Annotated in this window: 19 protein-coding genes; 6 read left to right on the top strand and 13 right to left on the bottom strand. The window is 72.5% G+C overall.

Annotated features, from left to right (window positions below; all coding sequences use genetic code 11):
- Positions 1 to 51: 51 nt before the first annotated feature.
- The 3 genes from AC4D2F_RS05335 to AC4D2F_RS05345 are packed head-to-tail and all read right to left on the bottom strand — an operon-like array spanning position 52 to position 7,327.
- The gene (locus AC4D2F_RS05335; RefSeq protein ID WP_490909763.1) at positions 52 to 3,513 is read right to left on the bottom strand and encodes an ATP-dependent helicase; all 3,462 of its coding nucleotides are present in this window, start codon (positions 3,511 to 3,513) and stop codon (positions 52 to 54) included.
- Entirely contained in the window at positions 3,513 to 6,806 is a 3,294-nt protein-coding gene (locus AC4D2F_RS05340) for an ATP-dependent helicase (protein WP_490909764.1), read from the bottom strand. Before AC4D2F_RS05340 ends, AC4D2F_RS05335 begins: the two co-directional genes overlap by 1 nt.
- Before the next feature lie 56 nt (positions 6,807 to 6,862).
- Entirely contained in the window at positions 6,863 to 7,327 is a 465-nt protein-coding gene (locus AC4D2F_RS05345; RefSeq protein ID WP_490909765.1) for an MGMT family protein, read from the bottom strand.
- Between the two features lie 74 nt (positions 7,328 to 7,401).
- On the opposite strand from AC4D2F_RS05345, the gene AC4D2F_RS05350 reads away from it, so the two are divergent.
- A complete protein-coding gene (locus AC4D2F_RS05350; protein ID WP_490909766.1) occupies positions 7,402 to 8,151 on the top strand; it encodes a 3'-5' exonuclease in 750 nt (249 codons plus the stop codon).
- On the opposite strand, the gene hemL is transcribed toward AC4D2F_RS05350, so the two are convergent.
- The 8 genes from hemL to hemE form a co-directional block, all read right to left on the bottom strand.
- Positions 8,148 to 9,488 (bottom strand): glutamate-1-semialdehyde 2,1-aminomutase, encoded by a 1,341-nt coding sequence (hemL, locus tag AC4D2F_RS05355; RefSeq protein WP_104165974.1) that lies wholly within the window; start codon positions 9,486 to 9,488, stop codon positions 8,148 to 8,150. The two genes, AC4D2F_RS05350 and hemL, sit on opposite strands and share 4 nt — an antisense overlap.
- Positions 9,489 to 9,514: 26 nt before the next feature.
- Positions 9,515 to 10,501 (bottom strand): porphobilinogen synthase, encoded by a 987-nt coding sequence (gene hemB, locus AC4D2F_RS05360; RefSeq protein ID WP_490909767.1) that lies wholly within the window; start codon positions 10,499 to 10,501, stop codon positions 9,515 to 9,517.
- The gene (locus tag AC4D2F_RS05365; protein ID WP_490909768.1) at positions 10,498 to 11,373 is read right to left on the bottom strand and encodes a uroporphyrinogen-III synthase; all 876 of its coding nucleotides are present in this window, start codon (positions 11,371 to 11,373) and stop codon (positions 10,498 to 10,500) included. Before AC4D2F_RS05365 ends, hemB begins: the two co-directional genes overlap by 4 nt.
- A gap of 5 nt (positions 11,374 to 11,378) precedes the next feature.
- Complete coding sequence (gene hemC / locus AC4D2F_RS05370) at positions 11,379 to 12,326, bottom strand: hydroxymethylbilane synthase (RefSeq protein WP_490909769.1); 948 nt, start codon at positions 12,324 to 12,326, stop codon at positions 11,379 to 11,381.
- On the bottom strand, positions 12,326 to 13,480 hold the full coding sequence (locus tag AC4D2F_RS05375) for a ferrochelatase (protein WP_490910523.1): 1,155 nt from the start codon (positions 13,478 to 13,480) through the stop codon (positions 12,326 to 12,328). The genes hemC and AC4D2F_RS05375 overlap by 1 nt, the downstream gene beginning before the upstream one ends.
- 47 nt (positions 13,481 to 13,527) lie before the next feature.
- Complete coding sequence (gene hemQ / locus AC4D2F_RS05380) at positions 13,528 to 14,247, bottom strand: hydrogen peroxide-dependent heme synthase (protein ID WP_104165982.1); 720 nt, start codon at positions 14,245 to 14,247, stop codon at positions 13,528 to 13,530.
- Positions 14,248 to 14,318: 71 nt separating this feature from the next.
- Positions 14,319 to 15,839, bottom strand: coding sequence for a protoporphyrinogen oxidase (gene hemG, locus AC4D2F_RS05385; RefSeq protein WP_490909770.1), 1,521 nt, complete (start codon positions 15,837 to 15,839; stop codon positions 14,319 to 14,321).
- A 2-nt stretch (positions 15,840 to 15,841) separates the two neighbouring features.
- Entirely contained in the window at positions 15,842 to 16,903 is a 1,062-nt protein-coding gene (gene hemE / locus AC4D2F_RS05390) for a uroporphyrinogen decarboxylase (RefSeq protein ID WP_104165984.1), read from the bottom strand.
- 182 nt (positions 16,904 to 17,085) lie between these two features.
- Here hemE and AC4D2F_RS05395 point away from each other — a divergent pair, with 182 nt between their 5' ends.
- The gene (locus AC4D2F_RS05395) at positions 17,086 to 18,462 is read left to right on the top strand and encodes a glutamyl-tRNA reductase (protein WP_490909771.1); all 1,377 of its coding nucleotides are present in this window, start codon (positions 17,086 to 17,088) and stop codon (positions 18,460 to 18,462) included.
- A 54-nt stretch (positions 18,463 to 18,516) separates the two neighbouring features.
- Here AC4D2F_RS05395 and moeB read toward each other — a convergent pair whose 3' ends face one another.
- Entirely contained in the window at positions 18,517 to 19,740 is a 1,224-nt protein-coding gene (moeB, locus tag AC4D2F_RS05400) for a molybdopterin-synthase adenylyltransferase MoeB (protein ID WP_490909772.1), read from the bottom strand.
- A gap of 102 nt (positions 19,741 to 19,842) precedes the next feature.
- Here moeB and AC4D2F_RS05405 point away from each other — a divergent pair, with 102 nt between their 5' ends.
- Both AC4D2F_RS05405 and AC4D2F_RS05410 read left to right on the top strand, forming a co-directional pair.
- Complete coding sequence (locus AC4D2F_RS05405) at positions 19,843 to 20,463, top strand: TetR/AcrR family transcriptional regulator (RefSeq protein ID WP_258069737.1); 621 nt, start codon at positions 19,843 to 19,845, stop codon at positions 20,461 to 20,463.
- Between the two features lie 48 nt (positions 20,464 to 20,511).
- Complete coding sequence (locus AC4D2F_RS05410; protein ID WP_104165992.1) at positions 20,512 to 20,733, top strand: DUF3107 domain-containing protein; 222 nt, start codon at positions 20,512 to 20,514, stop codon at positions 20,731 to 20,733.
- Between the two features lie 96 nt (positions 20,734 to 20,829).
- On the opposite strand, the gene AC4D2F_RS05415 is transcribed toward AC4D2F_RS05410, so the two are convergent.
- Positions 20,830 to 21,699 carry a ferritin-like fold-containing protein gene (locus AC4D2F_RS05415; protein ID WP_490909773.1) on the bottom strand — a complete coding sequence of 290 codons (870 nt, stop codon included), beginning with the start codon at positions 21,697 to 21,699 and terminating at the stop codon, positions 20,830 to 20,832.
- A 382-nt stretch (positions 21,700 to 22,081) separates the two neighbouring features.
- Here AC4D2F_RS05415 and AC4D2F_RS05420 point away from each other — a divergent pair, with 382 nt between their 5' ends.
- On the top strand, positions 22,082 to 23,584 hold the full coding sequence (locus AC4D2F_RS05420) for an RNB domain-containing ribonuclease (RefSeq protein WP_490909774.1): 1,503 nt from the start codon (positions 22,082 to 22,084) through the stop codon (positions 23,582 to 23,584).
- A gap of 302 nt (positions 23,585 to 23,886) precedes the next feature.
- A complete protein-coding gene (locus AC4D2F_RS05425) occupies positions 23,887 to 25,620 on the top strand; it encodes a DEAD/DEAH box helicase (RefSeq protein WP_490910525.1) in 1,734 nt (577 codons plus the stop codon).
- Positions 25,621 to 25,624: the final 4 nt, after the last annotated feature.

The raw sequence follows: 25,624 nt of genomic DNA on the forward strand, positions 1-25,624 counted from the left end.
GGGGTCCCGGGGACGAGCGACGCATGCGGGTACGCCCGCCCGCGCCCGTGCTCAGGAGCCGGCCGGGCCGGCCGCCCGGATGATCCTCTCGAGTTCCCCGGCATCGGCGAGATCGTGGGGCCGGACCACCAGGTTGTCGGCGACGTAGAAGAACGCCGCGCGCACCTTCTCGAGGGGCACCTCCTTCAGCCGCGACCATGCGAGCCGGTAGACGGCGAGCTGGACCGCCTTGGCTGCGCGCCGGTCCGGCGACGGCGGCCGCCCCGTCTTCCAGTCGATGAGGTCCCATCCGCCGTCGGCGTCGCGGAACACCGCGTCCACCCGGCCACGCACCACGATGCCGCCGATCTTCGTCTCGATGGGCGCCTCGATCGCCGCGGGCTCCCGCAGGGCCCACTCGGACTGCTCGAAGATCGCCGCCATGTCCGTCAGTCCGAGGGTCTCGTCGACATGCGAATCCGCACCGCCGGGGTACTCGCCGAGGTCGAGCATCCCGCCGGCCCCGTAGAACTCCTCGATCCAGGCATGGAACGCGGTGCCCTTGCGGGCGGCCGACCCCGGTCGCCGGGGCAGCGGCCGCCGCAGCTGCTGCATGACTGCGGCCGCGTCCTCGCGCAGTTCCACCAGGGTCGAGGCGGAGATGTGCGAGGGCAGGGCGAGGGGTATCCGTTCCCGCTCCCGGGCCTGCCGCGCCAGGGCGAGCCGGACCTCCCGACCCCAGCGACCGGCGTCCGGTTCGGTCTCGGGCGTGGGTGCTGCGGCCTGCTCGAGGACCGCCTGTGCCGCGTGTTCGATGGACGGCCGCCGGATGCCGAGCGGATCGAACGGCCACCGTGCCCGCTCCGGGCTCGCGTTCGCCGGGTTCGCGTCCCCCTCCTCCCCTTCCGGGAGCCAGTGCGGCAGGACGACGCCGGCCGTCCCGGATTCGGCGAGCGCCACGAGGTCCGCCAGGTAGGAGGACGGCGCCGACGGTTTCGACCGCCCGCCGCCCCACGCCGAGGACGTGCACACCAGGGCGTGCTTCGCGCGGGTGAATGCAACGTAGGCGAGCCGGCGTTCCTCGCGTTCGGCGTGCGCCCGCGCCTCTCCGGTGAACTCCGTCTCGCTGGCCAGCCATTCCTTCTGGTCCTGCTGCTCCCAGTCCCACTGCGGCAGTTCGGGCGCATCGCCACGCAGGGGCCAGGGGATGGCGGAGTCGCCGCTGCTCCAGCGCGAGTCCTTGCCGCTCGGGAACGAGCCGTCGTTGAGGCCGGGCACGAACACGACGTCCCATTCCAGGCCCTTGGAGGCGTGCACGGTGAGGAGCTGGACCGCGTCACGGCTCGCTTCGAGCTGCGTCACCGGCAGTCCGTCCTCCTCCTGGTCCGCGGCCTCGAGCCAGGCGAGGAACGCGGGCAGGTCGACGCGCTCCGCGGTGGACACGAAGCCGGCGACGGCCTCGGTGAAGGCGTCGAGGTTGCGGCGTGCCTCGTGGATGCTCACACCCGGCTTCGCGGCCACCTCGATGTCCAGCAGGATCGTGCGCTCGACCTCGCCGATCATGCTGCCCAGGTCATCGCCCACGAAGCTCCGGAGGCCGCGCAGTTCGTGGCGCAGGAGCTCGAGCCGCTGCCGGGCGGTACCGCTCAGGGTCCTGCCGGCCGACGACACCCAGTCGAGCGGCGGGAGGTAGTCGACGGCCTCGACCAGGCTCCCCGCCTCGGCGAGGTCGGGGGCCACGACGGCGTCCCTGCCCTGCTCGCGGTCGAGCTCGCCCTCCGGCTCTCCGGCGGACGGGCTGCCCCGGCGGAACATGGCCTCACGCGTCCGGGCCAGTTGCCGGGACCAGTCCCCGAGGGCCATCAGGTCCGCCGGGCCGAGCCGCCAGCGCGCGCCGGACAGCAGCCTCAGCATCGAGTCGGAGCGGTCCGGGTCGCCGAGGACCCTCAGGGTGGCGAGCAGGTCGACGATCTCGGGGGTGCGCAGCAGGCCGCCGAGCCCGACGACCTGCACCGGGATGCCGGCACGCTCCAGTTCCCGCCGGATCGGCTCGAACTGCTTGCGCCCACGGCACAGCACGGCCATGGTGGGCCGGAGCGGCGACCCGTCGTCGTCGGTCTCGAAGCTGCGCCGGCGCTGCCTCAGGGCCTCGCGGGCGACGGCCTCGGCCTCGCTGAGCGAGGTCTGCGGACCGACGGTCGGCTGCCCGTCGGCTCCCGCGGGGTCGTCCGGGGCGGCGTCGGAGCTGCTCGGCGCAGCCTGCCCGGCAGCGGGCGCATCCGTGAGGAACCGCCCCAGCAGGACCTCGCCGAGGGGCGCCCCGGGCCGCGCCACGAGTCCGGGGACCTGTTGGACGGTGGTGTTACGGAGCCACGGCGCCGGCACGTTGAGCGGAGCCGACACCGTGTTCGCGGCTTCGAGGATGGAGGTCGCGTTCCGCCAGGCGACCGACAGGTGCGCCACCTCCGACGGCGCACGGCTCTCGGGGGTCACCCGCGGGAACGCGGTGCGGAAGGTGCCGAGCTGCCCTGCGGACGCGCCCCGGAACCCGTAGATGGACTGATGGGGGTCGCCGACCGCGGTGACGGAACGCCCGTCGGCGAACAGGCGTGAGAACAGGACCATCTGGGCGTGCGAGGTGTCCTGGAACTCGTCCAGCAGCACCACCCGGTACTTCTCCCGCTCCATCGCCCCGGCCTCCGGGATGTCGCGGGCGATCCTGGCCGCGAGCGAGACGAGGTCGCCGAAGTCGAGCTGCCTGCGTGCGAGCTTCGCGGCGGCGTAGTGCTCGACCAGTTCGGTGACGGTGATGCGGGTGCGCAGCTTGTCCAGCAGGTCCTGGACCTTCTGCGTGGCTGCCCTGCCCGATCCTGCGACGTACGGCCGGGTGGCCACGTGCTCGACGTGGCGGCGGAGTTCGTCCCGGACCGTGGCCGGGCTGACCAGGTGTTCGGCGCACTCCCCCGCCATGCCGAGCACCGCCTTCACGAGCGTGCTCTTCGCTGCCGTGAAGTGCTCCCAGTCGCCGTCGTAGGCCTCGACGACGGCGTGCGCGAGCTGCCAGGACTGGGCGGTCCCGAGCATCACCGAATCACGCTCCACACCGATGCGCAGCCCGTAGTCCTGGACGATCCCGTTGGCGAAGGAGTGGTAGGTGGAGATGGTGGGATCGAGCCGGTCCAGAGCGTCCCCGCCCGCGGGTGCAGGGGCGTCCTGCGCGAGCGCGGCGTAGAGCTGGGCCAGCCGCTGCCGGACCCTCGACGCCAGCTCTCCGGCGGCCTTCCGGGTGAAGGTGACGCCGAGGACCTGTTCGGGGCGCACGAGGTCGTTGGCCACGAGCCAGACGACCCTGTCCGCCATGGTCTTGGTCTTCCCCGAGCCCGCGCCGGCGATGACCAGCAGCGGCTCCAGGGGTGCCTCGATGACGCGTGCCTGATCGTCGGTCGGGTACTGGACGGGGGCATCCGGGTCCGTGTGCAGCAGCTCCGCGAGTGCCCGGGCCGAATACCGTGCTGCCCGTCGTGCAGCGGCCACTACTGCGTCACCTGCTTTCCCTCTTCGCACAGGGGGCAGACTTCGGGCAGCCGGCATCCGCTGCCGCCGAACCCCGACCGGCGGGGGTCGTGGACGGTGTCGAACGTCGCGGCGGACATCAGCGCGGCGGCGTCCTCGATCATCGTCCTCGCCCAGGTGTCCTCCGGTCCCACCGGGGGCTGCACCTGCACCGCGACCCCCTTGGCCTTCGTGCCCAGCTGGACCAGTGCAGCGCCCCCCGGTGCGGTGCCTCCGGTGTTCGCGGCCTCCTCGGGCGCGGCCTGTGGGGCGTCCGGTGTGCCGTCCGTGTCCTGGTCGCCGAACCGGGCACCCGCGGCCAGGGCCGTCTGGTAGGCGGCGAGCTGCGGGTGGCGTGGGATGTCCGCCTGTGCGGGCGAGCTCCTGCCCGTCTTGAGGTCGACGACGACGAAGCGACCGTCGGCGTCGACCTCCAGCCGGTCGATCTGCCCGCGCAGGCGCACGAGCCGTTCGGCGTCCGCCAGGCGGAGCTCGAGCTCGACCGCGAAGTCGACCTCCGTGGCCAGCAGGCTGCGTCCGTCCTTCCGCATGGAGAGCACGTAGGCGGCGAGCTTCCGCACCATGGTCTCGGCGCGCCGGAAGTCGGACCGGCCCTCCCAGGTGTCCTTGATCCCCAGCTGCGGCCAGCGCCGTTCGAGCTCCCGCACGTACTCGGTGCCGGTGGCCTCCGGAAGGTCCTGGGCGATCTGGTGGACGAGCGTGCCGAGGGACCGGGCGAAGTCGGTGGTCCGCTCCCCGCCCGCGGCGGAGACGAACCAGCTCAGGGGCGAGGCGAGCACGGACTCGACCTTGGAGGGCGATACCGGGATCGGCTGGTCCATCGGCACCACCGGGTCCTCGCTGGTCATGCCGAGCACGCCCCACCACCGGGCCGGATGCGCTCCCGGCACCGGCGGCTCCAGCACTGCCATGCGCCCGAGGTGCCGGGCGGCCTCCGTGGACAGAGCCGGGCTCGCCTGCGGGTCCTGCGCGAACTTCCGCAGCTCGGCGACGAGCGCGCGGAGGGTGAGGGGGCGCAGGACCTCGGTGCGCGGTCGCGCTGCGATGCCGGGCGGCAGGGGGTCGAGCACGTCGAGGAACGGTGAGGGTTGCTCGTCCTGGGAGGCGACGGCGCAGCACACCAGCTCCTGCGTGGCCCGGGAGACGGCGAGCGAGAAGGTCCGCAGCTCGTCGAACCGGATGTCCTGCAGCAGGGACACCGGGTCCCGGTTGCTGCGGAACGATTCCCCGTAGTCGAGCAGCGCACGCAGTTCGCCCGATCCGAGGAGTTCTCCCCGCAACCGGAGATTGGGCCAGACGCCGTCCTGCACGCCCGCCACGATCACGAGCGGCCAGTGCCTGCCGGCGGCACTCGCGGGCGTCAGGACCGACACCGACGCCTGGCGGGCGATGCGCGTCGTCAGGGTGTCCATGGGGATGTCCTGGCTGAGGATGTAGTCCAGGAACAGTTCCGGGTCGGCGCCGGGCATCTGTTCCACGAATCGCTCCGCGGTCTGGAAGAGGGCCATCATCGCGTCGAGGTCGCGGTCGGCGCGGCTCGAGGACGGCCCCTCGGACAGGGCTGCGGCCGACCACTGCTGCGCGAGCCCCGAGGCGGACCACAGCGCCCACAGGACGGTCTCGGGATCGCGTCCGGGATCGGCGGCCGCGGACCGCCCCGCCTCCAGCATGCGGGCCAGACGCCGGACCGGCGCCCCCTCGGACGGCAGGGCGGCGATCTGCTCCGGCGCGGAGAACAGGGCGGTGAGGAGTTCATCGCTCGTCCGCCCCCCGCCCTCCTGCAGCTCGGTCCGCCGGAGGATCTGGCGCAGGCGCCGGAGATCCAGGCTGCCCGCCCCGCCGATCCGCGAGGTGAGCAGCGAGATGCACAGCTCCGTGTCGAGTTCGGTGCGGCCGACGACGACGGCGAACAGCTCGAGCAGGGGGCGCACGGCCGGTTCCTCCCGGATGGCGGTCTCCGCGGCGGGGACGTTCACGGCGATGCCCTGGGCCGTGAGGAACCGCTGCACCGCGGACACCTGCGCACCGTTGCGGACGATCACGGCGATGTCGTCGAGGCTGCGCTCCCCGAACAGGTGCGCCTCGAGCACGCGCTGGGTGATGAACCGCTGTTCGTGGAAGGCGCTGTCGAGGACGTGGGCGGACATGGCCGGGCCGTCCGTCGTGGTGCCGTCGGTTCGAGGACCCTCCACGTTCCGGTAGGCCGTGCTGATGCCCGTGGTCGCGATGCGCGCCGCGACGTTGCTCCACGCCCCGGCGAGCGGGCCGTGGAGGGTCAGCGACCCCGGCAGGGTGACCGTGGTCAGGCCGCCCCCGCGGCGGAAGAGGGTGGACAGGCGTCCGGTGAGTTCGGGGCGTGCTCCGCGGAAGCCCTGCGCCACCACGTCCGGGCAGGAGGTGATGACGACGTCGTTGCCTGCCCCGATGAGCCCCAGCAGGGCATGGACGGCGGGGTTCGCCTCCTGGTAGTCGTCCACGAGGATCAGCTGCAGGCGCCCCCGCTCCCGGTCGAGGAAGTCGCGGTCCGTCTCGAGGATCTCGCGGGCGGCGGTGAGGATGCCGGCCGGGTCGAAGGCCTCGGGCATGCGGAGGTCCAGGACGTCGCGGTATTCGCGGTAGAGAGCGGCCGCTGCGACCCAGTCCGGGCGGTCGAACCGCTCGCCCCAGGCGGAGAGCTCCTCGGCGGGGACCCCGTACTCGCTCACGCGGTCGAAGAGGTCGCGGATCTCCTGCCGGAAGCCGCGGGTCGGCAGGGCGAGGGCGAGGCCGGAGGGCCAGTCGAGTCCCGGAGCGCCGTCGCGTCCGTGGCCGGAGAGGAGCTCCTTGATGATGAGGTCCTGTTCGGCGCCCGAGAGCAGCCTCGGTGCACGCGTGATGGCGGGGGTGCGGCCCTCGGCCCTGGCCCGGCGGATGAGGTCGAAGGCGTAGGACGCCCAGGTGCGGGCGGGCGCCGTGCTGATGCTGCGGTCGAGTTTGGCGGTCAGTTCGTCCCGGAGCCGCGTCGAGGCCGCGCGGGTGGGACCGAGGAGGAGCAGGCCTTCCGGCGCCACGGTCCCCGCCCCGATACGGGCGACGGCGAGGTCGGTGAGCAGGGACGACTTGCCACTGCCCGGCGCACCGAGGACCAGCACCTGACCGGTCACGTCCGTCAGCGACCGGAGCACGTCGGCGTACCCTTCCGCGGGGGTCGCGGAGGCCGTGGCGGCGCCGTCGCCGAGGGCTGCCGACGGAGCGTCAGGAAGAGTGCTGGTCATGGATCAAGACCATCACACGCCACGGACAAACAGGAGCATCGCAACGGGCCCCGGCGTCAGGGACCGGCGCGTCGCAGGGACGCGCCGACGTCGTCGAGGACGGCCTGTTCCTCCGCCGTGGGCCACCAGCGGGCGGAACGCAGATCCACGCGGTACTCGCCGGGGTCGGTGCTCCCCTGCGGCACGCGGAGCGGCGTGCCCTCGGTCCCGTAGTGTGCGCGGGCACGCAGGGCCAGGCCGTGCGGCGGGTGGCCGCCGGCACGCAGGACACGCCACCAGGGGACGTCCCGGGTGGTGCGGGACAGCGCCCTGCCGACCTGGCGGGGCCCGCCGCGGTCGAGGAGTTCGGCGATGTCCCCGTAGGTCAGCACCTTCCCGGCGGGGATCAGTGCGGTCACGGCGAGGACGGCCTCGCAGTAGTCGTCCGGGTCGGTCCGCGGCGTCGGGTCGGCGCCGGGGACGAGGGCGGAATCCGGGACGGGCCCCCGCCCGCCGGGATGCTCGCCGGCTCGTCGCTCCATGCGCTCCACCCTAGCCCGGCGGGCCGCGCGGGCCGCACGCCTATTTGGTCGGAGCCCGCCCGTACGGTGGTCCCATGACGAGCTGGCACGAAGGCCCGAGGGCCGGGTTCGACCTCGAGACGACGGGGCGGGATCCGCTGACCGCGCGCATCGTCACCGCGACGATCGTGCTCGTCGACGACGACGGGGACGTGCTCGAGCACCATGAGTGGCTGGCTGATCCGGGTATCGACATCCCGGAGGGCGCCGCGGCGATCCATGGCATCACGACGGCACACGCGCAGGCGCACGGCCTGCCGGCCGCGGAGGTCGTCCACGGGATCTCGGCCGTCCTGGCGCGCTTCTTCTCCGCCGGCATCCCCGTGCTGGCCTTCAACGCCCGGTACGACTTCACGGTGCTGGCGCAGGAGGGGCGCCGCCACGCAGCCCGGGTCCCGGTGCCCTCGCCCGTGATCGACCCGTACATCATGGACAAGCAGGCGGACCGGTACCGGCGCGGCAAGCGGACCCTGACGGCCGTGTGCGAGCACTACGCCATCCCGTTCGAGAACGCACACACGTCGGCGGCCGACGTCCTCGCGACGCTCCGGGTCGGTGCGGTTCTCGCCGAGCGGTTCGCGTTCCTCCGGCGGCCCGCCACGGATCTGCATGCCTCACTCGTCGTCTGGGCCGATCGGCAGGCGGCGAACTTCGAGGAGTATCTCCGCCGGACGGAGCCCGACGCCGTCATCGAGCGGGCGTGGCCCGTCGTCGGCTGCACCCCCGACCAACAATCGGACCGGGCCGACGATCGACCAGCACAGCCGGTCGACCAGTTCAGCTAGTCGACCGGCACGGCCTCCGCTGCTGCCCGCGCGGCCGCCGGAAGGGCGGCGTGGATGCGCTCCATGGCGGCGTCGTCGTGCGCCGCGGAGAGGAACCACGCCTCGTACACGGACGGCGGGAGGTACACGCCCGAGTCGAGCATGGAGTGGAAGAAGGGCCCGTAGCGGAACGCCTCCTGCCCCTGGGCGTCGGCGTAGTTCCGCACGCCGTGCTCGGCGGTGCCGAACGCGACGCTGAAGAGGTTCCCTGCCCGCTGGATGGAGTGGTCGACGCCGGCCTTCGCGAGCTCAGCGGTGAGGGCATCGCCGACCTCGAGCGAGCGCGCGTCGACGTGCCGGTAGACGTCGTCCGTCGCGGCGGTGAGGGTCGCGACGCCGGCCGCCATGGCGATCGGGTTCCCCGACAGGGTGCCCGCCTGGTAGACCGGCCCGATCGGCGCGAGGTAGTTCATGACGTCCGCGCGCCCTCCGAGCGCCGCGGCCGGGATGCCGCCGCCGATGACCTTCCCGAAGGTCAGCAGGTCCGGTGTCCACGGGTGCTCGGCGTCGTCGGCGCCGCCCGTGAGCTTCCAGTACCCGCCCGGGTGGGTGCGGAACCCGGTCATGACCTCGTCGACGATGAACAGCGCGCCGTGCTCGGAGGTGATGCGGCTGAGGAAGGCGTTGAAGCCCGGCGCCGGGGTCACGACCCCCATGTTCGCGGGAGCGGCTTCGGTGATGACGGCGGCGATGCGCTCGCCGTGCGTGCGGAAGGCCTCCTCGACGGCCTCGACGTCGTTGTACGGCAGCACGAGCGTCTCCGCGGTCGTCGCCTCCGTGACGCCGGCGGAACCGGGCAGCGCAAGCGTGGCGACTCCCGAGCCGGCGGCCGCGAGGAGGCTGTCCACGTGCCCGTGGTAGCAGCCCGCGAACTTGACGATCAGGTTCCGGGACGTGAAGCCCCGCGCGAGCCGGACGGCGGTCATGGTCGCCTCGGTCCCGGTGGACACCATGCGCAGCAGTTCCACGGCGGGGACGCGCTCCTTGACGAGCTGCGCGAGGTCGGCCTCGGCCGGCGTCGAGGCGCCGAAGGTCAGCCCGTGGTCGACGGCGCGGTGCACGGCGGCGATGACGTCCGGATGCGAATGGCCGAGCAGTGCCGGGCCCCACGAGCAGACGAGGTCCACGTACTGCTTGCCGTCGGCATCGGTGACGTAGGCGCCGTGCGCGTCGACGAGGAAGCGCGGCGTCCCGCCGACCGAGCCGAAGGCACGGACGGGCGAGTTGACGCCTCCGGGCATGAGGGCGCGGGCGCGCGCGTAGAGATCCTCGGACGTGCTTGCTGGTGGTGTCGTCATCGGTGCGGTTCCTTCGCTGTGGGAGTTCAGGGGGTGGGCTCGTCGAGCCAGAGCGCGAGCTCCGAGGCCCAGTAGGTCAGGATCATCTGGGCGCCGGCGCGCTTGATCCCGAGGACGGATTCCTCGATGGCGCGGCGTCGGTCGATCCAGCCGTTCGCGGCCGCGGCCTCGATCATCGCGTACTCCCCCGAGATCTGGTACGCCGCGACGGGGACGGGCGACATGGCGGCGACGTCGGCGAGGATGTCCAGGTAGCTCATGGCCGGCTTGACCATGACCATGTCGGCGCCCTCCTCGATGTCGAGTTCGACTTCGAGGATCGCTTCACGGCGGTTCGACGCATCCATCTGGTAGGTCCGGCGGTCGCCGACGAGCTGCGAGTCGACGGCCTCGCGGAAGGGCCCGTAGAACGCGGAGGCGTACTTGGCGGCGTACGCGAGCACCACGGCGTCCTGGTGTCCGGCCTCGTCCAGCGCCTGCCGGATGACGGCGACCTGGCCGTCCATCATCCCGGAGGGGCCGAGGACGTGCGCGCCGGCCCGCGCCTGCTCGACGGCCATCTGCGCGTACAGCTCCAGGGTCGCGTCGTTGTCCACCGAGCCGTCGGCGGCGAGGACACCGCAGTGCCCGTGATCGGTGAACTCGTCCAGACAGACGTCGCTCATGACGACGAGGGAGTCGCCCACCTCGGAGCGGACGTCGGCGATCGCCCGGTTGAGGACGCCCTCCGGGTCGATGCCCGCGCTGCCGGTCGCGTCGCGATGCTCGGGGATGCCGAACAGCATGATGCCGCCGACGCCGCGCTCGACGGCTTCCGCGGCCGCCCGCTTCAGGGAATCCGTGGTGTGCTGCACCACGCCGGGCATGGAGAGGATGGGCGAGGGCTCGGCGAGCCCTTCCCGGATGAACGCCGGCAGGATCAGCTCGGACGGGTGGACGCGGTACTCGGCCACCATGCGCCGCAGGGCGGGGGTCGAGCGCAGCCTCCGGGGCCGGTGCTGGGGGAAACTCATGGCTGATCTCCGTTCGATGGTGCGGCATGCGAGGTGGGTGCGTCGTCCTGCGCGAAGGCGTCCGCCGCCGCTCGGGCGATCCCCTGCGGCGTGGGGTCGGCGGCCGTGGCGGCCGCCACCCACCCCTCGGACCGGAGCGCTCCGGCCGTGGTGCGGCCGATGGCGACGGCCCGGAAGGACAGCGGGCCGGTGCCCAGCCTGTCACGGAACTGCCGGACCGCGCTCGGGGCGGTGAAGACGACCGCGGGCCGGGGACCGCCGGACGCGAGTCCCAGGAGGTCGTGGAGGGACAGCATGGGCGGTCTCGGCCCGTCCTCCTCGACGCCGGGCACGCGGCGCGTGGACTCCGCCGGGTAGGGCACGGTGCGGTAGGCCTCGACGCGGTGGACGGTCCGGCCCGAAGCCGCGAGTCCTGCACGGAGGTCGTCCGGGGCGAGATCCGCCTGGGGCAGGAGCACCGCGCCGGGTCCGGACGGGAACGCCGTCAGCAGACCGGCCGACGACGCCTCGCCGGGCACCAGGTCGACGACGACGCCCGCCCCGGCCAGCGTCGACGCGGTCGCGGTGCCGACGGCGGCGACCCGCACTCCCCCGCGGCGGACGAGGGTGGCGAGCGGCGTACCATCGGCCGCAGCGAGCATCCCGAGGGCCTGGACGGCGTTGGCGCTGGTCACGACCAGCCACTCGTACCCGCCCTGCCCGAGGACCGCCAGCGCTCGGGCGACGTCGTCGGTGTCCGCGGGGAGCTCCGTATCCGTGAGCGGCAGGGCGTAGGCGGTCATGCCGCCGGCGCGGAGGGCGTCGGCGATCCTGACCGCCCGGGCCGGCTGCCGGAGGACGACCACCGGCCGGTCCCCTGACCAGCTGACCATGCGGGCTAGCTGTTCAGGGGCGCGATGTCGGCCGCGCCGGCGGCGAGCAGCTCCTCGGCGAGCTCGAGACCGAGCTGCGCGGCGGCGACCGCATCGGTGGCCGGCGCCGAGCGGGTCAGGCGGATCATCGACCGGCCGTCCAAACTGCACACCACGGCCTCGAGGGCGAGTACGTCGCCCTGCAACCCCGCCAGGGCGCCGATGGGCGCCGCGCAGCCCGCCTCCAGCTGCAGGAGGACGGCGCGCTCGGCCGTCACCGCGAGCCGTGTGGGCAGGTGGTCGTAGGCGGCCAGGGCGTCGCGCACCCCCGGGGTCGCCTCGCTCTCCCGGCACTCGATGGCGAGGGCTCCCTGGCCTGCGGCGGGCAGCATGACGTCCGTGTCGATCAGCTCCGTGATCGCCTCCTCGCGCCCGAGCCGCCGCAGTCCCGCCGCGGCGAGGACGACGGCGTCGAGGTCGCCGGGCGCCCCGGGGACGAGTCCGGCGACGCGTCCGAGCCGGGTGTCCACGTTGCCGCGGATGTCCACGACCTCGAGGCCGGGCCGCGCGGACCGCAGCTGCGCGGCCCGCCGCGGGGACCCCGTGCCTACGCGCGCGCCGTCCGGGAGGGTGGCCAGAATGAGGCCGTCCCGGGCGCAGAGGGCGTCGCGGACGTCCTCGCGCTCGGGTACGGACGCCACCGTCAGCCCCGGGGCGGGCAGCGTGGGGAGATCCTTGAGCGAGTGCACCGCGACGTCGCACCGCTCCTCGAGGAGGGCGTCGCGGAGGGCCGCGACGAAGACGCCGGTGCCGCCGATCTGAGAGAGCGAGCCCTTGAGGACATCCCCCTCGGTCCGGATCCGCACGAGCTCGTACGGCAGGCGGGCGAGCTCGGAGACCCGCTCCGCCACCGTCGTCGTCTGCGTCATCGCGAGGGCGCTGCCCCGCGTGCCCACCCTGATGGCTGGGCTCATCACGTACCGGGGTTGGGCAGGGGCGTTCCCACGGTGGAGTCGACGGCGGCGATGGTCGGCTTCTCCCCGCGGCGGTTCGCGCAGCAGTTCGGGCGGCACACATCGAACCAGGGTCCGAGCGCCGTCGCGGACGGGCGGTCCGCGATGTTGTCGTCGACGGTGCGCTCGAGGATGAGGTCCACCAGCCCCTCGACGAACTTCCGGTGCGTGCCCGGCGTCGGCACGCGGTCCGCGACGATCCCGAGTTCGCCGCACGTCTCCATGGCCTCGGTGTCGAGGTCCCAGGCGACCTCCATGTGGTCGGAGACGAAGCCGAGGGGGACGATCACGACGCCGCGCGTGCCGGCCTCGTAGCGGTCGCGGAGTGCGTCGCTGATGTCGGGCTCGAGCCACGGGATGTGCGGGGCGCCCGAGCGGGACTGGTACACCAGGGACCACTCGACGCCGGCGGCGTCGGGGATGCGGTCCAGCACGGCCTGCGCGGTCGCGAGGTGCTGCGCCACGTAGGCGCCCTCCTCGTAGGCCGGTCCGCCGTCGCCGTCGCGGGGTCCGGCGGCCTCGGCGTCGCCCATGGGGATGGAGTGCGTGGAGAACATGATGTGGACGGGCGCGTCCGGGGTGCCCTGCCCGGCGAGTCCGGTGCGGACCTTGGCGAGACCCTCGGTCACGCCCTCGACGAACGGTTCCACGAAGCCCGGGTGATCGAAGTACTGGCGGACCTTGTCCACCTCGAGCCGGCCCTCGAGCCCGGTCTTCACGAGCGCCATGCCGAGGTCCTCGCGGTACTGGCGGCAACTCGAGTAGCAGGAGTAGGCGCTCGTGGTCACGGCGAGCACCTTGCGGTGCCCGGCGTCGTACGCCTGCTGCAGGGTGTCGGCGATGAAGGGCTCCCAGTTGCGGTTGCCCCAGAAGACGGGCAGGTCGATGCCGCGGCGGCGGAGCTCGGCCTCCATGGCGGCCCGCAGGGCGCGATTCTGGCTGTTGATGGGGCTCACTCCGCCGAATGCGCGGTAGTGGTGCGAGACCTCCTCGAGGCGCTCGTCGGGGATCCCGCGGCCGCGGGTCACGTTCCGCAGGAAGGGGATGACGTCGTCCTGCCCCTCCGGTCCACCGAAGGAGGCGAGCACGACGGCGTCGTACGCCTTCGGTGCCATCCGCCCGTTCTCGTCGACTCCGTCGAGGGGGTTGAATGCCTGTGTCGTCACTGGAGCACCTCTGCAATCTCGTCGTGGCTGATCCGCCGGCCGGTGTAGAACGGCACTTCTTCGCGGACGTGGCGCCGCGCTTCGGTCTCCCGGAGGTACCGCATGAGGTCCACGAGGTCCACGAGCTCGGGAGCTTCGAGTGCCAGGATCCATTCGTAGTCGTTCAGGGCGAAGGATGACACCGTGTTGGAGATCACCTGCGGGTACTTCCGCCCCTTCATGCCGTGGTCGGTGAGCATCTCGCGCCGCTCGTCCGAAGGGAGGATGTACCACTCGTAGGAACGCACGAACGGGTACACGCAGACCCACTCCGCCGGCGCGACCCCGCGGGAGAACGCCGGGCTGTGCGACTTGGAGAACTCGGCGTCGCGGTGCACGCCCATGGCGGACCACGCCACCGTGGTCGCGGCGAAGGCGTCGGTGCGGCGCAGCGTCCGCACGGCGGCCTGGAGATCCTCGGGGCGGGGTCCGTGCAGCCAGACCATCACGTCGGCGTCGGCGCGCAGGCCCGAGACGTCGTAGAACCCGCGGAGGACGACGCCGTCCTGCTCGAGGGTGGAGAGGACGTCCGCCAGGGGGTGCGCGCCCGAGCCCGTGGCCGCGGCCTCCCGCTTGAAGACGGTCCAGAGGGTGTAGAAGAGCTCTCCGGGGGCTTCGGCGCCCTCTCCGGTCGGCTGTGGAGCGTGGGCGGGTGTGCTACCGGTGAGCTCAGTCATGGTACTAGTCTGCCCCTGCCCGCAGGCGAACCGAAATCGTTTTCTTCTACGATGCGTAGAAGAGATGAAGGTCACACGGCGGGTGTCCGGCCGCCCCCGATCAGGGCATCCGCGAGCGCGTCGGCCCGTGCCCGGGCGTCGTCGATGACGGCGACCAGCCCGGTCCCGGCGAGCCAGCCCCCGGCCACGGCGAGGGACGCCGACTGCTCCGCGACGAGGGCCCGGATGCGTGCGACCCGCTCCCGGTGCCCTACGGAGGCGTGCGGGAGGGCGCCGGCCCAGCGCACCACGTCCCAGTCGAGCACGTCGGCCTCGCCGACGGGTACGCCGAGCAGGGCCGAGGCGTCGGCGAGGGCGTGGCGGTAGAGGGCGTCGTCGGGCGTCTCGATCCCGACGGCGGTGGGCCGGTCCCCGACGCGGCCGAAGGACAGCCGGAGGACGTGGGAGCCGGGCCCGGCCTGTTCCCGCAGCCACGCCCACTTGGCCGTCGCGTGGGTGAGCGCCTTCGCGGCGACACCCTCGACCCCCCGGGCGACGAGCACCCCGGTGCCCCGGGGCCGGGCGTCGAGCTCCGGGACGTCGACGATCAGGGTGACGAGGGCGACGCCGGGCACGGGATCGGGGCGCTCCTCCGCCAGGGCGGGGAGTGCCGGGACGAGGAGGTCCACGGCGCCCCTGCCCTCGGTGGCCACGAGCACGGCGTCCGCCGGAAGGCGGCGCGAGAGGGCCGAGTGTTCCGTCGTCACGATCCACCCGGAGCCCGAGCGGGCGAGGCCGCTGACGTGCTCGTTCGACCGCAGGTCCACCCCGTCCTCGCGGAGCTGCCGCACGAGCGCGTCACGGAGCTGGGCGATGCCGCCGACGAGACCGCCCACGGCGGCACCGGCCGGAGCGGCCCGGCGCAGGGCGCCCGCCGCGGCACCGAGGGAGCCCAGGCGGCCCATGGTCGAGCGCAGCCCCGGCGCCACGGAGTCGACGTCGAGGTCGTCGGGGTCGGCGGAGAAGACGCCGCCCGCGACGGGCGCCACCAGGCGGGTGAGGACCTCCTCGCCCATCCTCGTCCGGACCAGGTCCCCGAGACTGACTCCGGGGCGGGTCGCGAGGGTACCGACCGGGAGCACCTTGTCCCGGGCGGCCCGGAGGGAGCCTGCGCGGCCGAGGATCGCGCTGATCGAGGGTTCTGAGGGGTCCGCGGGGATCCCGAGGACGCCGGAGTTCGGCAGCGGCCGCGCGGCAGCCAGGAGGTCCCTGCCGGGCAGCTGCACCCAGGCACCCGTGGCGTCGGGGGCCACGATCCGGTCGCCCAGCCCGAGTTCGTCGGCGAGCGCCGGCACGGTGGCGGACCGCGTGGAGAAGGATTCGGCGCCGCTGTCGAGCTGGAAGCCCCCGAGCACGCGGCTGTCGACCGTGCCGCCGAACCGGTCGGATCTCTCGAGCACGGTGACGCGCAGCCCCCGCTCCACGAGCGTCCGCGCCGCGACGAGGCCTGCCATGCCCCCGCCGACCACGACGACCGATCGGGGGCGGGCGCGCTCCGGCGGGACTCCGGCCGGTTCCGCCGGCACCCGGTCCGCCCCCGCCGCCCTCGTCACGGCTACGGCTCCACGGAATGGATGAGGTCGACGACGCGCGTCAGGACGTCCGGGTCCGTCTCCGGCGGGACGCCGTGCCCGAGGTTGACCACGTGCCCCGGCGCCGAGGCCCCGGCGGCGAGGACGTCGCGGACGTGCTGCTCGAGGACGGGCCACGGGGCGGGCAGCAGGGCCGGGTCGATGTTGCCCTGGAGGGGTACGGTCCCGCCGAGGCGGCGGTTCGCCTCGTCGAGGGGCAGACGGTAGTCGACGCCGATGACGTCCACCCCGACCTCGTGCATCGCCACGAGCAGCTCCGAGGTGCCGGTGCCGAAGTGGATCAGTGGCGCGCCGAGGCCCCGGACGTGGTCCAGGGCCCTGCGGGAGGCCGGTGCCACATGCCGCCGGTAGTCCGCGAGGCCGAGGGACCCGGCCCATGAGTCGAACAGCTGGGCGGCGCTGGCGCCGGCCTCCAGCTGGGCGCGCAGGAACATGCCGGAGGCGTCCGCCGCCCATGCGGTCAGGGCGCGCCAGGTGTCCGGATCGGCGTGCATCATGGTGCGGGGGCCGAGGTGGTCGCGGGACGGCTTGCCCTCGACCATGTAGGCCGCCAGGGTGAACGGGGCACCCGCGAACCCGATCAGCGGGGTGGATCCGAGCTGGGCGACCGTGAGGGCCACGGCCTGCCGGATCGGTTCCAGCGCCTCGTCCGTCAGCGTGGGCAGCGCGGCGACATCGGCGGCGGAACGGACGGGCGTCCCGAGCACGGGTCCCACGCCGGGCACGATATCGACGTCGACCCCCGCCAGCTTGAGCGGGATCACGATGTCGGAGAAGAAGATCCCGGCGTCCACGTCGTGCCGTCGCACGGGCTGGAGGGTGATCTCCGACGCCATCTCGGGATCGAGGCAGGACTCGAGCATGTTGGTGCCCTCGCGCAGGGCGCGGTACTCCGGCAGCGACCGTCCGGCCTGGCGCATGAACCAGACGGGGCGCCGGTGCGGAGCCTGGCCCCGGTAGGCGGAGATGAGGGCCGATCCGGACGTGCGTCCGTCGACCAGCGGGTGCGATGCTCCAAGGTCCATACCGCCGATTCTGCCGAAGTTCCCCCCGGATGGATAACCGGAGCTGCAGGATCGGGCCCGGGGTGGCCAACATCACCCCGGGCGCGAGGGGCAATATTCCGCAGGTTTCCGCGGAATGCAAGCCTCGGGTAAGCCTTGCCTATTCGGTGGAAGGTCCCCGTCCTCGATATGATCGGAGCGCTGTGGTACTTCTTTCACTTGTCGCGACACATTCGAATGTGGACCTGGAAACCGTTGCCCGACTCAGCGTCGGGGCGCCCCAGGTCCCTTCTGCTGCGCTCGCCGAGGACCGGTCCGTCTCCGGCGCCGTGGTCCTCGCGACCTGCAACCGCTTCGAGATCTACGCCGAAGCCCCGTCCGAGGACGACATCGAGGCTGCCCGTTCCGCGATCGTGGCGGCCGTGAGCGAGTACTCGGGCATCCCCGAGCAGTCCGTGTCCTCGTCCTTCGAGACGCACACCGGCCAGGATGTGGCCGAACACCTCTTCGCCGTCGGTGCAGGCCTCGATTCGGCCGTCATCGGCGAACGGGAGATCGCCGGCCAGGTCCGTCGGGCCCTCATCGAGGCCCAGGGCTCGGGTGCCGCCAGCGGCGGCCTCGTCCGCCTCTTCCAGGCTGCCTCCCGGACCGCGAAGGACGTCGGCGCGCAGACGGCGCTCGGCAGCCGGGGTCGGTCCATCGTCTCCGTGGCCCTCGAGCTGGCCGGCGACCTCTCCGAGGATGCCGACTGGTCGGCCAAGACCGTGGTGCTGTTCGGCACGGGAGCCTACGCCGGGGCCACGATGGCAGCCCTCAAGGACAAGGGGTGCACCGACGTCTCGGTCTTCTCCTCCTCCGGGCGGGCCCAGGCCTTCGTCGCTACCCGCGGCGGGACGGCGCTCGCGGCCACGGACCTGCCGGCCGCCATGCGCCGGGCGGACGTGGTCATCGGCTGCAGCGGCAGTGACGCACGCATCGACGCCGCCGACATCGAGCGGGTACGCGAAGGCAGTGCCCGTCCGCTCGTCATCATCGATCTGGCCCTGAGCCACGACTTCGACCCCGCCGTCGCGACCCTCGACGGCGTCGAGCTCATCACCCTTGAATCCGTCCGCGCGGCGGCACCCGAGGAGCAGGCCGACGCCCTGGTGCAGGCCGGCGACCTCGTGCGCGAGGCCGCGCGTTCCTTCGAGGAGCAGCAGGCCACGCGGGCGATGAATGCGGCCATCGTGGCCCTCCGCCAACACACCCAGACAGTCCTCGACGCGGAGATGGAGCGCGTCCGTGCCCAGCACGGCTGCACCGCCGCCGCGGAGGAGGTCGAGTTCGCCCTGCGGCGCATGGTCCGCCAGCTCCTGCACGTCCCCACCGTCCGTGCCCGCGAGCTCGCCGCAGAGGGACGCCAGGACGAATACACCGCAGCCCTCGAGGCCCTCTACGGCATCGACGTGGTACCTGCGCCGTCGGCCGCCGTCACCGCCCCGGCTGCGGGAGCACCCGCCGCCCTCCACACCGACCATGCCCACCTCGACGGTGCCGTGTGTCCCGTGGACCACGAACGGCCCGCGCAGAGCGCCTGACCGTCGGGCGCCGGTGCACCACCGGACGTCCGGCCCACCGGGTCCCGGTGGATCCTAGTAGGTCATCTTCTCCGGTTCGATCGCCCGTACCCATTCGATGATGCCTCCGTCCACCGACCAGACGTCCCGGTGACCCCTGCTGCGGAGGTGGCGCACGACGTCGGCCGAACGGACCCCGGACTTGCAGTGCACGTAGACCGTCCTCGTGCTGTCCACGGCGGCGGTTCCTTCGAGGATCAGGGGCTTCGGGACGAGCATCGCACCGTCGATGCTCACGATCGCGTGCTCCTCCGGGTTCCGGACGTCCAGCAGGTCGAAATCCGCGGAGCCCGCCGCCCGCGCGGCGAGGAGCTCCGCGAGTTCCCCGACGGACACGGTGGGCACCTCCGCCGGATCCTGCCCCGTCGCCGCGGCGGACGCGGAGGGCAGTCCGCAGAACTGCTCGTAGTCGATCAGTCCGGTGATGCGCGGAGCCGTCGGATCCGGCCTCACGCGCACTTCCCGCCAGCTCATGTCCAGGGCGTCGAACACCAGCACCCTGCCGAGGAGGATCCGGCCGACGCCGGTGATGAGCTTGATGGCTTCGTTCACCATCACGGACCCGATCTGGGCGCACAGGACGCCCAGCACACCGCCTTCCGCGCAGGACGGCACGGAGCCGGGCGGCGGGGCATCCGGGTACAGGTCGCGGTAGGTGGGGCCGCGGTCCTGCCAGAAGACGCTGACCTGCCCGTCGAAACGCAGGATGGAGCCCCAGACGTACGGCTTGCCGAGGATGGCCGCCGCGTCGTTGACGAGGTAGCGCGTGGCGAAGTTGTCCGTGCCGTCGAGGACGAGGTCGTACCCGGAGAAGAGTGCCAGGGCGTTGGAGGTGTCGAGCCGCTCCTCGTGCAGGACCACCTCGACCAGCGGATTCAGTGCGAGGATGCTGTCGCGCGCCGATTCGGCCTTCGACCGGCCGAGGTCCGGGACGCCGTGGATGACCTGGCGCTGCAGGTTGGAGAGCTCGACGTCGTCGTCGTCCACGATGCCCAACGTGCCGACGCCCGCCGCCGCGAGGTACAGGAGGGCGGGTGAGCCCAGCCCGCCGGCGCCGATCACGAGGACGCGGGCGTTCTTCAGCCGCAACTGCGCCTCGGTGCCGAAGCCGGGGATGATGAGGTGCCGCGAGTAGCGCAGGGTCTCCTCCCGGGTCAGGCTCCCGACGGCGTCGACCAGGGGCGGCAGGCCCGCCGGGCTGTTCTCGGGGGCATGCGCGGACGAAGTGGTAACGGTCATGCCCAAGGGTATTCCGCGCCCGCACGGCCGGGCCAGCCGCCCGGGGTGGGTAAACTGGTCCGACGCCCCCCCCCCCGACCGCTGAACCGAGGATCGCCCCCCGTGAGTGTTGAACCGACCGCCGCAGGAAAGGCCGTCCGGCTACCGCGGGACGAGCGCCGTCGCCAGCTCCTGGCGGCAGCCCAGGAGGTCTTCGTGGGCAACGGCTACCACGGGGCCGCCATGGATGACATCGCGGTGGCGGCCCGGGTGAGCAAGCCCGTGCTGTACCAGCACTTCCCCGGCAAGCGGGACCTCTACCTCGCGTTGCTGGACAGCCACCTGGCCGAGCTGACGCAGTTGCTGGTCGATGCCCTGCGCTCCACCGACGACAACAAGCTGCGCGTGCACGCGACCATGCGCGCCTACTTCCAGTTCATCGCCCAGGACAGCAAGGCGCACCGGCTGGTCTTCGAATCCGACATCAGCAACGAGCCCGATGTCAGCAGCCGGCTGGAGGCCTTCAACGCCCACTTCGCGGGCGCGATCGCCGGGGTGATCGCCGACGACACCCAGCTGTCCATGGTGGAGGCGACCCTGCTCGGCCGCGGCCTGGCGGGCATGGCGCAGATCAGCGCGCGCTACTGGCTGGAGACCGACGGGAGCCTCGACATCGATGCCGCGGCGGAGCTGATCTACCGTTTAGCTTGGCGCGGAATCAGCCGTTTCCCCAAGGAGATCTAGGGTAGGTTTCGAAGCAGCACCAGGCTCACACAACAGGAGGCACGCGCCGTGGAAGTCAAGATCGGTATCCAGAACGTCAACCGGGAGATCATCCTCGAATCCTCCGAGAGCGCGGACGCCATCGCCGAGCTCGTGGGGCAGGCCCTGGGCGGCACGGAGCTGCGGCTCAAGGATTCCAAGGGCCGCCTCGTGATCGTCCCGACGGGCGTCCTCGGCTACGTCGAGATCGGCGCCGAGGAGACCCGCCGCGTCGGGTTCGGTGCGCTCTAGCAGTACCGAGTACCCCGAACGGCAGCCGGAGAGCAGGACCGGCGACAGGAGGGCCCGCAGCCACCGGCTGCGGGCCCTCCTGCGTTGCAGGCAGCCCTACGCGGTGAGCCCCAGCGCACTCATGCGCCGTGAGTGGTTGCGGGTGAGCTCGGAGAAGAGCGCCGTCGTGTGCTGCGTGTGGTCCGGCTCGTCGGCGAACAGGAGGCCGGCCAGGTCCCCGCGTTCGATGCCCACGCGCTGCGCCTGGGTCAGCGCCTCGCCCACGAGCCGGCGCCCCCACAGGGCGAGGCGCGACGCGAGGCGGGGATCGTCGGAGAGCGCCTCCCTGAGGCGGCGCTGCAGGTGGGCGGCCCCTTCCCCGGAGTCGATGGTGCTGATGAGCCGGCGGGTCCGCGGATCGAGGGTGTCGGCCAGCGATCGGTAGAAGTCCCTGGAGAAGGCGTCGAGGACGTAGGCCTTCATGAGCGATTCGTACCAGTCGCCCGGGCGGGTTCGCTCATGGAAGGCATCGATCGAGGGCTGGAAGGGTGCCATCGCCTCCTCGATCGTGACGCCGAGTTCGCCTACGAACCGGCCCACCATCTCGAAGTGCTCGAATTCCTGCACGGCGAGGCGGCCGAGGCTCGCACGGTCGGCGAGACTCGGTGAGAAGCGTGCATCCGAGGACAGGCGCTCGAAGCCGGACAGCTCTCCATAGGCGACGACGCCGAGCAGATCGGTGATGAAGCGCGCATAGACGGGATTCGCCAGCGGGTCCTCGACACCGTCCGGGACGGTGCTCGCCGCGGCCGGGGCCGTCGGACCCTCGTCCGCGCTGCTCACGTGCGCACCTGTGACACTCGCGGCGCCCGTGGGAGCCGGCGCGGGGGACGGGCTCTTGGGCGCGGCCGCCGAGGGCCCGACGGACCCGGCGCGCTTCCGTTCGGTTGCCGAGAGGGCCGTGCTGTCGGAGGAGCCGTTGTTCATTCTGCTAAGAGTACGCACTCCAGGGGGTGCGGCAACCTGCCCCGCCCCGCCAGGGTCCGTCCCGAACCGCCGTCGCGGGTCTCTGCCCGTCACCTTTCACCGGGGGACCAGGCACGACCTGCCGGTGCTCGCGGATGACGGCCGATCCCGCGCTCGTCTCTGCGGTCGGTGCGTTGTCCGTCACCCGCCGGATGGCGCTCGTCCTGCCCATCTAGCAGGCGAAGGGACCGGACACGCGGCGGAACCGCGTCCCGAAGGCCGGCGCCGCGTCCCGAAGGCTGCGGCGTCGCTCCGCCCCCGGTAGTGCCCGATCCCGGGTCCGCGCCGCTGCGCCTGCGACTGCGACTGCCGGAAGTCTGCGACGTGCATTACCGTATTGCCTGTGCCCGCACAGCATATGGACCTCAGGGATCGGGAGTCTCACCAGCGCCTCACCGAGTCGCTGCGATCCCTCCGCGAGGAACTCGGCATCCGCGAGCAGTTTCCCGAGGGCGTCCTGCACGAGGCCGACGCCTCGGTGGCCGCGCACACCCTGCCCTCCACCGACCTCCGCGCACTGCCCTTCCTGACGATCGACCCGCCCGGCTCCACCGACCTCGACCAGGCGGTGCACTTCGCACGCCGCCGGGGTACCGGGTCTGCGGCGTACGAGGTCTGGTACGCCATCGCCGACGTACCGCTCTTCGTCGAGGCCGGGGGTGCGATCGACGCCGAGGCGAGACTCCGCGGGCAGACCCTCTACGCGCCGGACGGGCGGATCTCCCTCCACCCGGAGGTCATCTCGGAGGATGCGGCGAGCCTGCTCCCCGACCGCGACCGCCCCGCGTTCGTCTGGCACTTCCTGCTGGACGCCGCGGCGGAGGTCGAATCCGCCACCGTCCGCCGCGCCACGGTCCGCAGCCGCCGCCAACTCACGTACGCGCAGGTGCAGGCGGAGATCGACGCCGGCACCGCCGACGAGCAGCTCATGCTCCTGCAGGAGATCGGCCTGCTCCGGATCCGGCAGGAACTCGATCGCGGGGGCGCGAGCCTCAACCTGCCACGCCAGGAGATCATCTATGCCGGCGGGAGCTACGGCATCATCACGGAACCGGCCCTGCCGTGCGAGGACTGGAACGCCCAGATCTCGCTCATGACGGGCATGGCCGCCGCGCGCATGATGCTCGACGGCGGCATCGGCATCCTGCGGACGATGCCCGAGCCGGACGACGGCGCCCTCGGCAAGTTCCGGCGCCAGTCCGAGGCGCTCGAGCACCCCTGGCCCCCGGACATGCCCTACGGCGCCTTCCTCCGCACCCTCGACGTCGCCGAACCCCGGCATCTCGCCCTCATGCACGCGGCCGCGTCGCTGTTCCGCGGCGCAGGGTACACGGCGTTCGACGGCGAGGTACCGGACGCCGTCGTGCAGTCGGCCATCGCCGCACCGTACGCGCATGCCACCGCTCCCCTCCGGCGGCTCGTGGACCGCTTCGTGCTCGTGACGTGCGAGTCGCTGTGCAGCGAGAACGAGGTGCCCGCCTGGGTCCGGGCGGCCCTGCCGGAACTCAACGCGCTCATGGCGTCGTCGAACCAGACGGCGTCCCGCCTCGACTCGGGGGCCATGGACGCGGTGCAGGCCGCACTGCTGAGCAACCGCATCGGCGAGGCCTTCTCCGCCGTCGTCCTGCAGGGCTCACCCCCGGCGATCGAGGATGCACCCGGGAAGCAGGCACCCCGCCTGTCCGGGACCGTGCAGGTCACCGAACCCGCACTCGAGGCCACCTGCTACGGAGAGCTGGTGGCCGGGGAACGGGTCACGGTGGTCCTGCTGGAAGCCGACATCGCGCGCCGGCGCATCCGCTTCGAGGTGAAGCCGACGGACGCGCCCTCACGCAGCCCGCGATGACGCCGCGCAGGGGGCGGGCAGGGTAGGCTTGCCGTGTAGTAATGGATGCCCGGTCGTTATCCCTCGATAACCCGCAGTACCTACTCGATCCCGAGTTCCCCGCAGGCGCAGGTCTCACTCCGCCGCCCGCACGCAGTCGCAAGCCCGCGATCGGCTTCCACTGGACGCCCTGCGCCCGCCGATACGCTCCGCCGCGGATGGATCCCATTCGAAGCGTCGAGCCTCAGCGGCCGCTCGGCCTGAATGAACGGTAGAACGTGCAGAACACACACCACGATACGAACACAGGCGCCGGCGACACCGTGGCCGACAGCCACCACCTCGTCGCGGACAACTCCCCCGACGTCATCGACGTCGAGGAGACGCTGATCACCACGGCGGAGCCGCACGCGGCCGTGCCGGAGACCTTCGCGGACTTCAACGTCCGCCCCGACATCGTCGAGTCCCTCGCCGACGCCGGGATCATCCACCCCTTCCCCATCCAGGCGATGACCCTGTCGATCGCCCTCGGCGGCCACGACATCATCGGCCAGGCGAAGACCGGAACGGGCAAGACCCTCGGATTCGGCATCCCCGCCATCCAGCGCGTCGTCGGCCCGGAGGACGAGGGCTACGACCGCCTCCCGGTGCCCGGCGCCCCGCAGGCGCTCGTCGTCGTGCCGACCCGCGAGCTCGCGGTCCAGGTCGCGAGCGACCTGACGACGGCGGCGAAGAAGCGCAACGCGCGCATCGTCACCATCTACGGCGGACGCGCGTACGAACCGCAGATCGAGGCCATCAAGAAGGGCGTCGAGATCGTGGTCGGAACGCCCGGGCGCCTGATCGACCTGTACAAGCAGAAGCTGCTCGTCCTCAAGAACGTGAAGATCGTGGTGCTGGACGAGGCCGACGAGATGCTCGATCTCGGCTTCCTGCCCGACGTCGAGACCCTCATCGCCGCGACTCCCCCCGTGCGCCAGACGCTCCTGTTCTCCGCGACCATGCCCGGTCCCGTCATCGCGATGGCCCGCCGCTACATGACCCAGCCCACGCACATCCGGGCCGCGGACCCCGAGGACGAGGGCATCACCAAGAAGGACATCCGCCAGGTCATCTACCGCGCGCACAACCTGGACAAGGCCGAGGTCGTCGCCCGGATCCTGCAGTCCCGCCACCGCGGGCGCACGATCATCTTCTGCAAGACCAAGCGCACCGCCGCGAAGCTCTCCGAGGAGCTCATCGACCGCGGGTTCGCGGCCGGTGCCATCCACGGGGACCTCGGCCAGGGCGCCCGCGAGCAGGCCCTGCGCGCCTTCCGCGGCGACAAGATCGACGTCCTCGTCGCCACCGAGGTCGCCGCCCGCGGCATCGACGTCGAGGACATCACGCACGTCATCAACTACCAGTGCCCCGAGGACGAGAAGGCCTACCTGCACCGCGTCGGCCGCACGGGCCGTGCCGGCAAGAAGGGGACGGCGGTCACCTTCGTGGACTGGGACGATCTCCCGCGCTGGGGCCTCATCAACAAGGCCCTCGGACTCGACGCGCCGGAGCCCGTGGAGACCTACTCGTCGTCACCGCACCTGTACGCGGAGCTCGACATCCCCGAGGGCACCAAGGGACGCCTGCCCCGCAAGGACCGCAGGCTCGCGGGGATCAACGCCGAGGTGCTCGAGGACCTCGGCGAGACCGGCAAGCGCGGCGGCGGACGCCCGGACGCACGGACCGACGGCGGACGCGACGGCGGACGTGGGCGTTCGCAGTCGGGTGGACGCGGCGGACAGCGCCGCGACGGCGACGCGGGTGGAGCATCGGGCGAGGGGTCACGCGGCTCGCGCGGCCGGGGTCGCGGGGGCAACCGGAGCCAGGACGCCGACGCACCGGCCGCCCAGGGCGCTCCGGCGGCGTCGGCCGGCACCACCGACGGTGCGACCGGCGGCGGACGCCGTCGGGCCGGTGAGGGTGAGGCACCGTCGGGTGACCGGCCGCGCCGCAGCCGGACCCGGCGCCGCAACGGCGAGGTCGTCGCTAATCCTGCCGGCGGCGCAGAGGACTAGCGCT

The sequence above is a fragment of the Arthrobacter sp. TJ-263 genome, assembly GCF_058269155.1.

What these genes read in the sequence shown, in the direction of transcription:
- AC4D2F_RS05340 (WP_490909764.1), bottom strand. Translation starts at nt 6,806, where the DNA reads ATGACCAGCACTCTTCCTGACGCTCCGTCGGCAGCCCTCGGCGACGGC.
- AC4D2F_RS05345 (WP_490909765.1), bottom strand. Translation starts at nt 7,327, where the DNA reads ATGGAGCGACGAGCCGGCGAGCATCCCGGCGGGCGGGGGCCCGTCCCG.
- AC4D2F_RS05350 (WP_490909766.1), top strand. Translation starts at nt 7,402, where the DNA reads ATGACGAGCTGGCACGAAGGCCCGAGGGCCGGGTTCGACCTCGAGACG.
- hemL (WP_104165974.1), bottom strand. Translation starts at nt 9,488, where the DNA reads ATGACGACACCACCAGCAAGCACGTCCGAGGATCTCTACGCGCGCGCC.
- hemB (WP_490909767.1), bottom strand. Translation starts at nt 10,501, where the DNA reads ATGAGTTTCCCCCAGCACCGGCCCCGGAGGCTGCGCTCGACCCCCGCC.
- AC4D2F_RS05365 (WP_490909768.1), bottom strand. Translation starts at nt 11,373, where the DNA reads ATGGTCAGCTGGTCAGGGGACCGGCCGGTGGTCGTCCTCCGGCAGCCG.
- hemC (WP_490909769.1), bottom strand. Translation starts at nt 12,326, where the DNA reads ATGAGCCCAGCCATCAGGGTGGGCACGCGGGGCAGCGCCCTCGCGATG.
- AC4D2F_RS05375 (WP_490910523.1), bottom strand. Translation starts at nt 13,480, where the DNA reads ATGGCACCGAAGGCGTACGACGCCGTCGTGCTCGCCTCCTTCGGTGGA.
- hemQ (WP_104165982.1), bottom strand. Translation starts at nt 14,247, where the DNA reads ATGACTGAGCTCACCGGTAGCACACCCGCCCACGCTCCACAGCCGACC.
- hemE (WP_104165984.1), bottom strand. Translation starts at nt 16,903, where the DNA reads ATGGACCTTGGAGCATCGCACCCGCTGGTCGACGGACGCACGTCCGGA.
- moeB (WP_490909772.1), bottom strand. Translation starts at nt 19,740, where the DNA reads ATGACCGTTACCACTTCGTCCGCGCATGCCCCCGAGAACAGCCCGGCG.
- AC4D2F_RS05415 (WP_490909773.1), bottom strand. Translation starts at nt 21,699, where the DNA reads ATGAACAACGGCTCCTCCGACAGCACGGCCCTCTCGGCAACCGAACGG.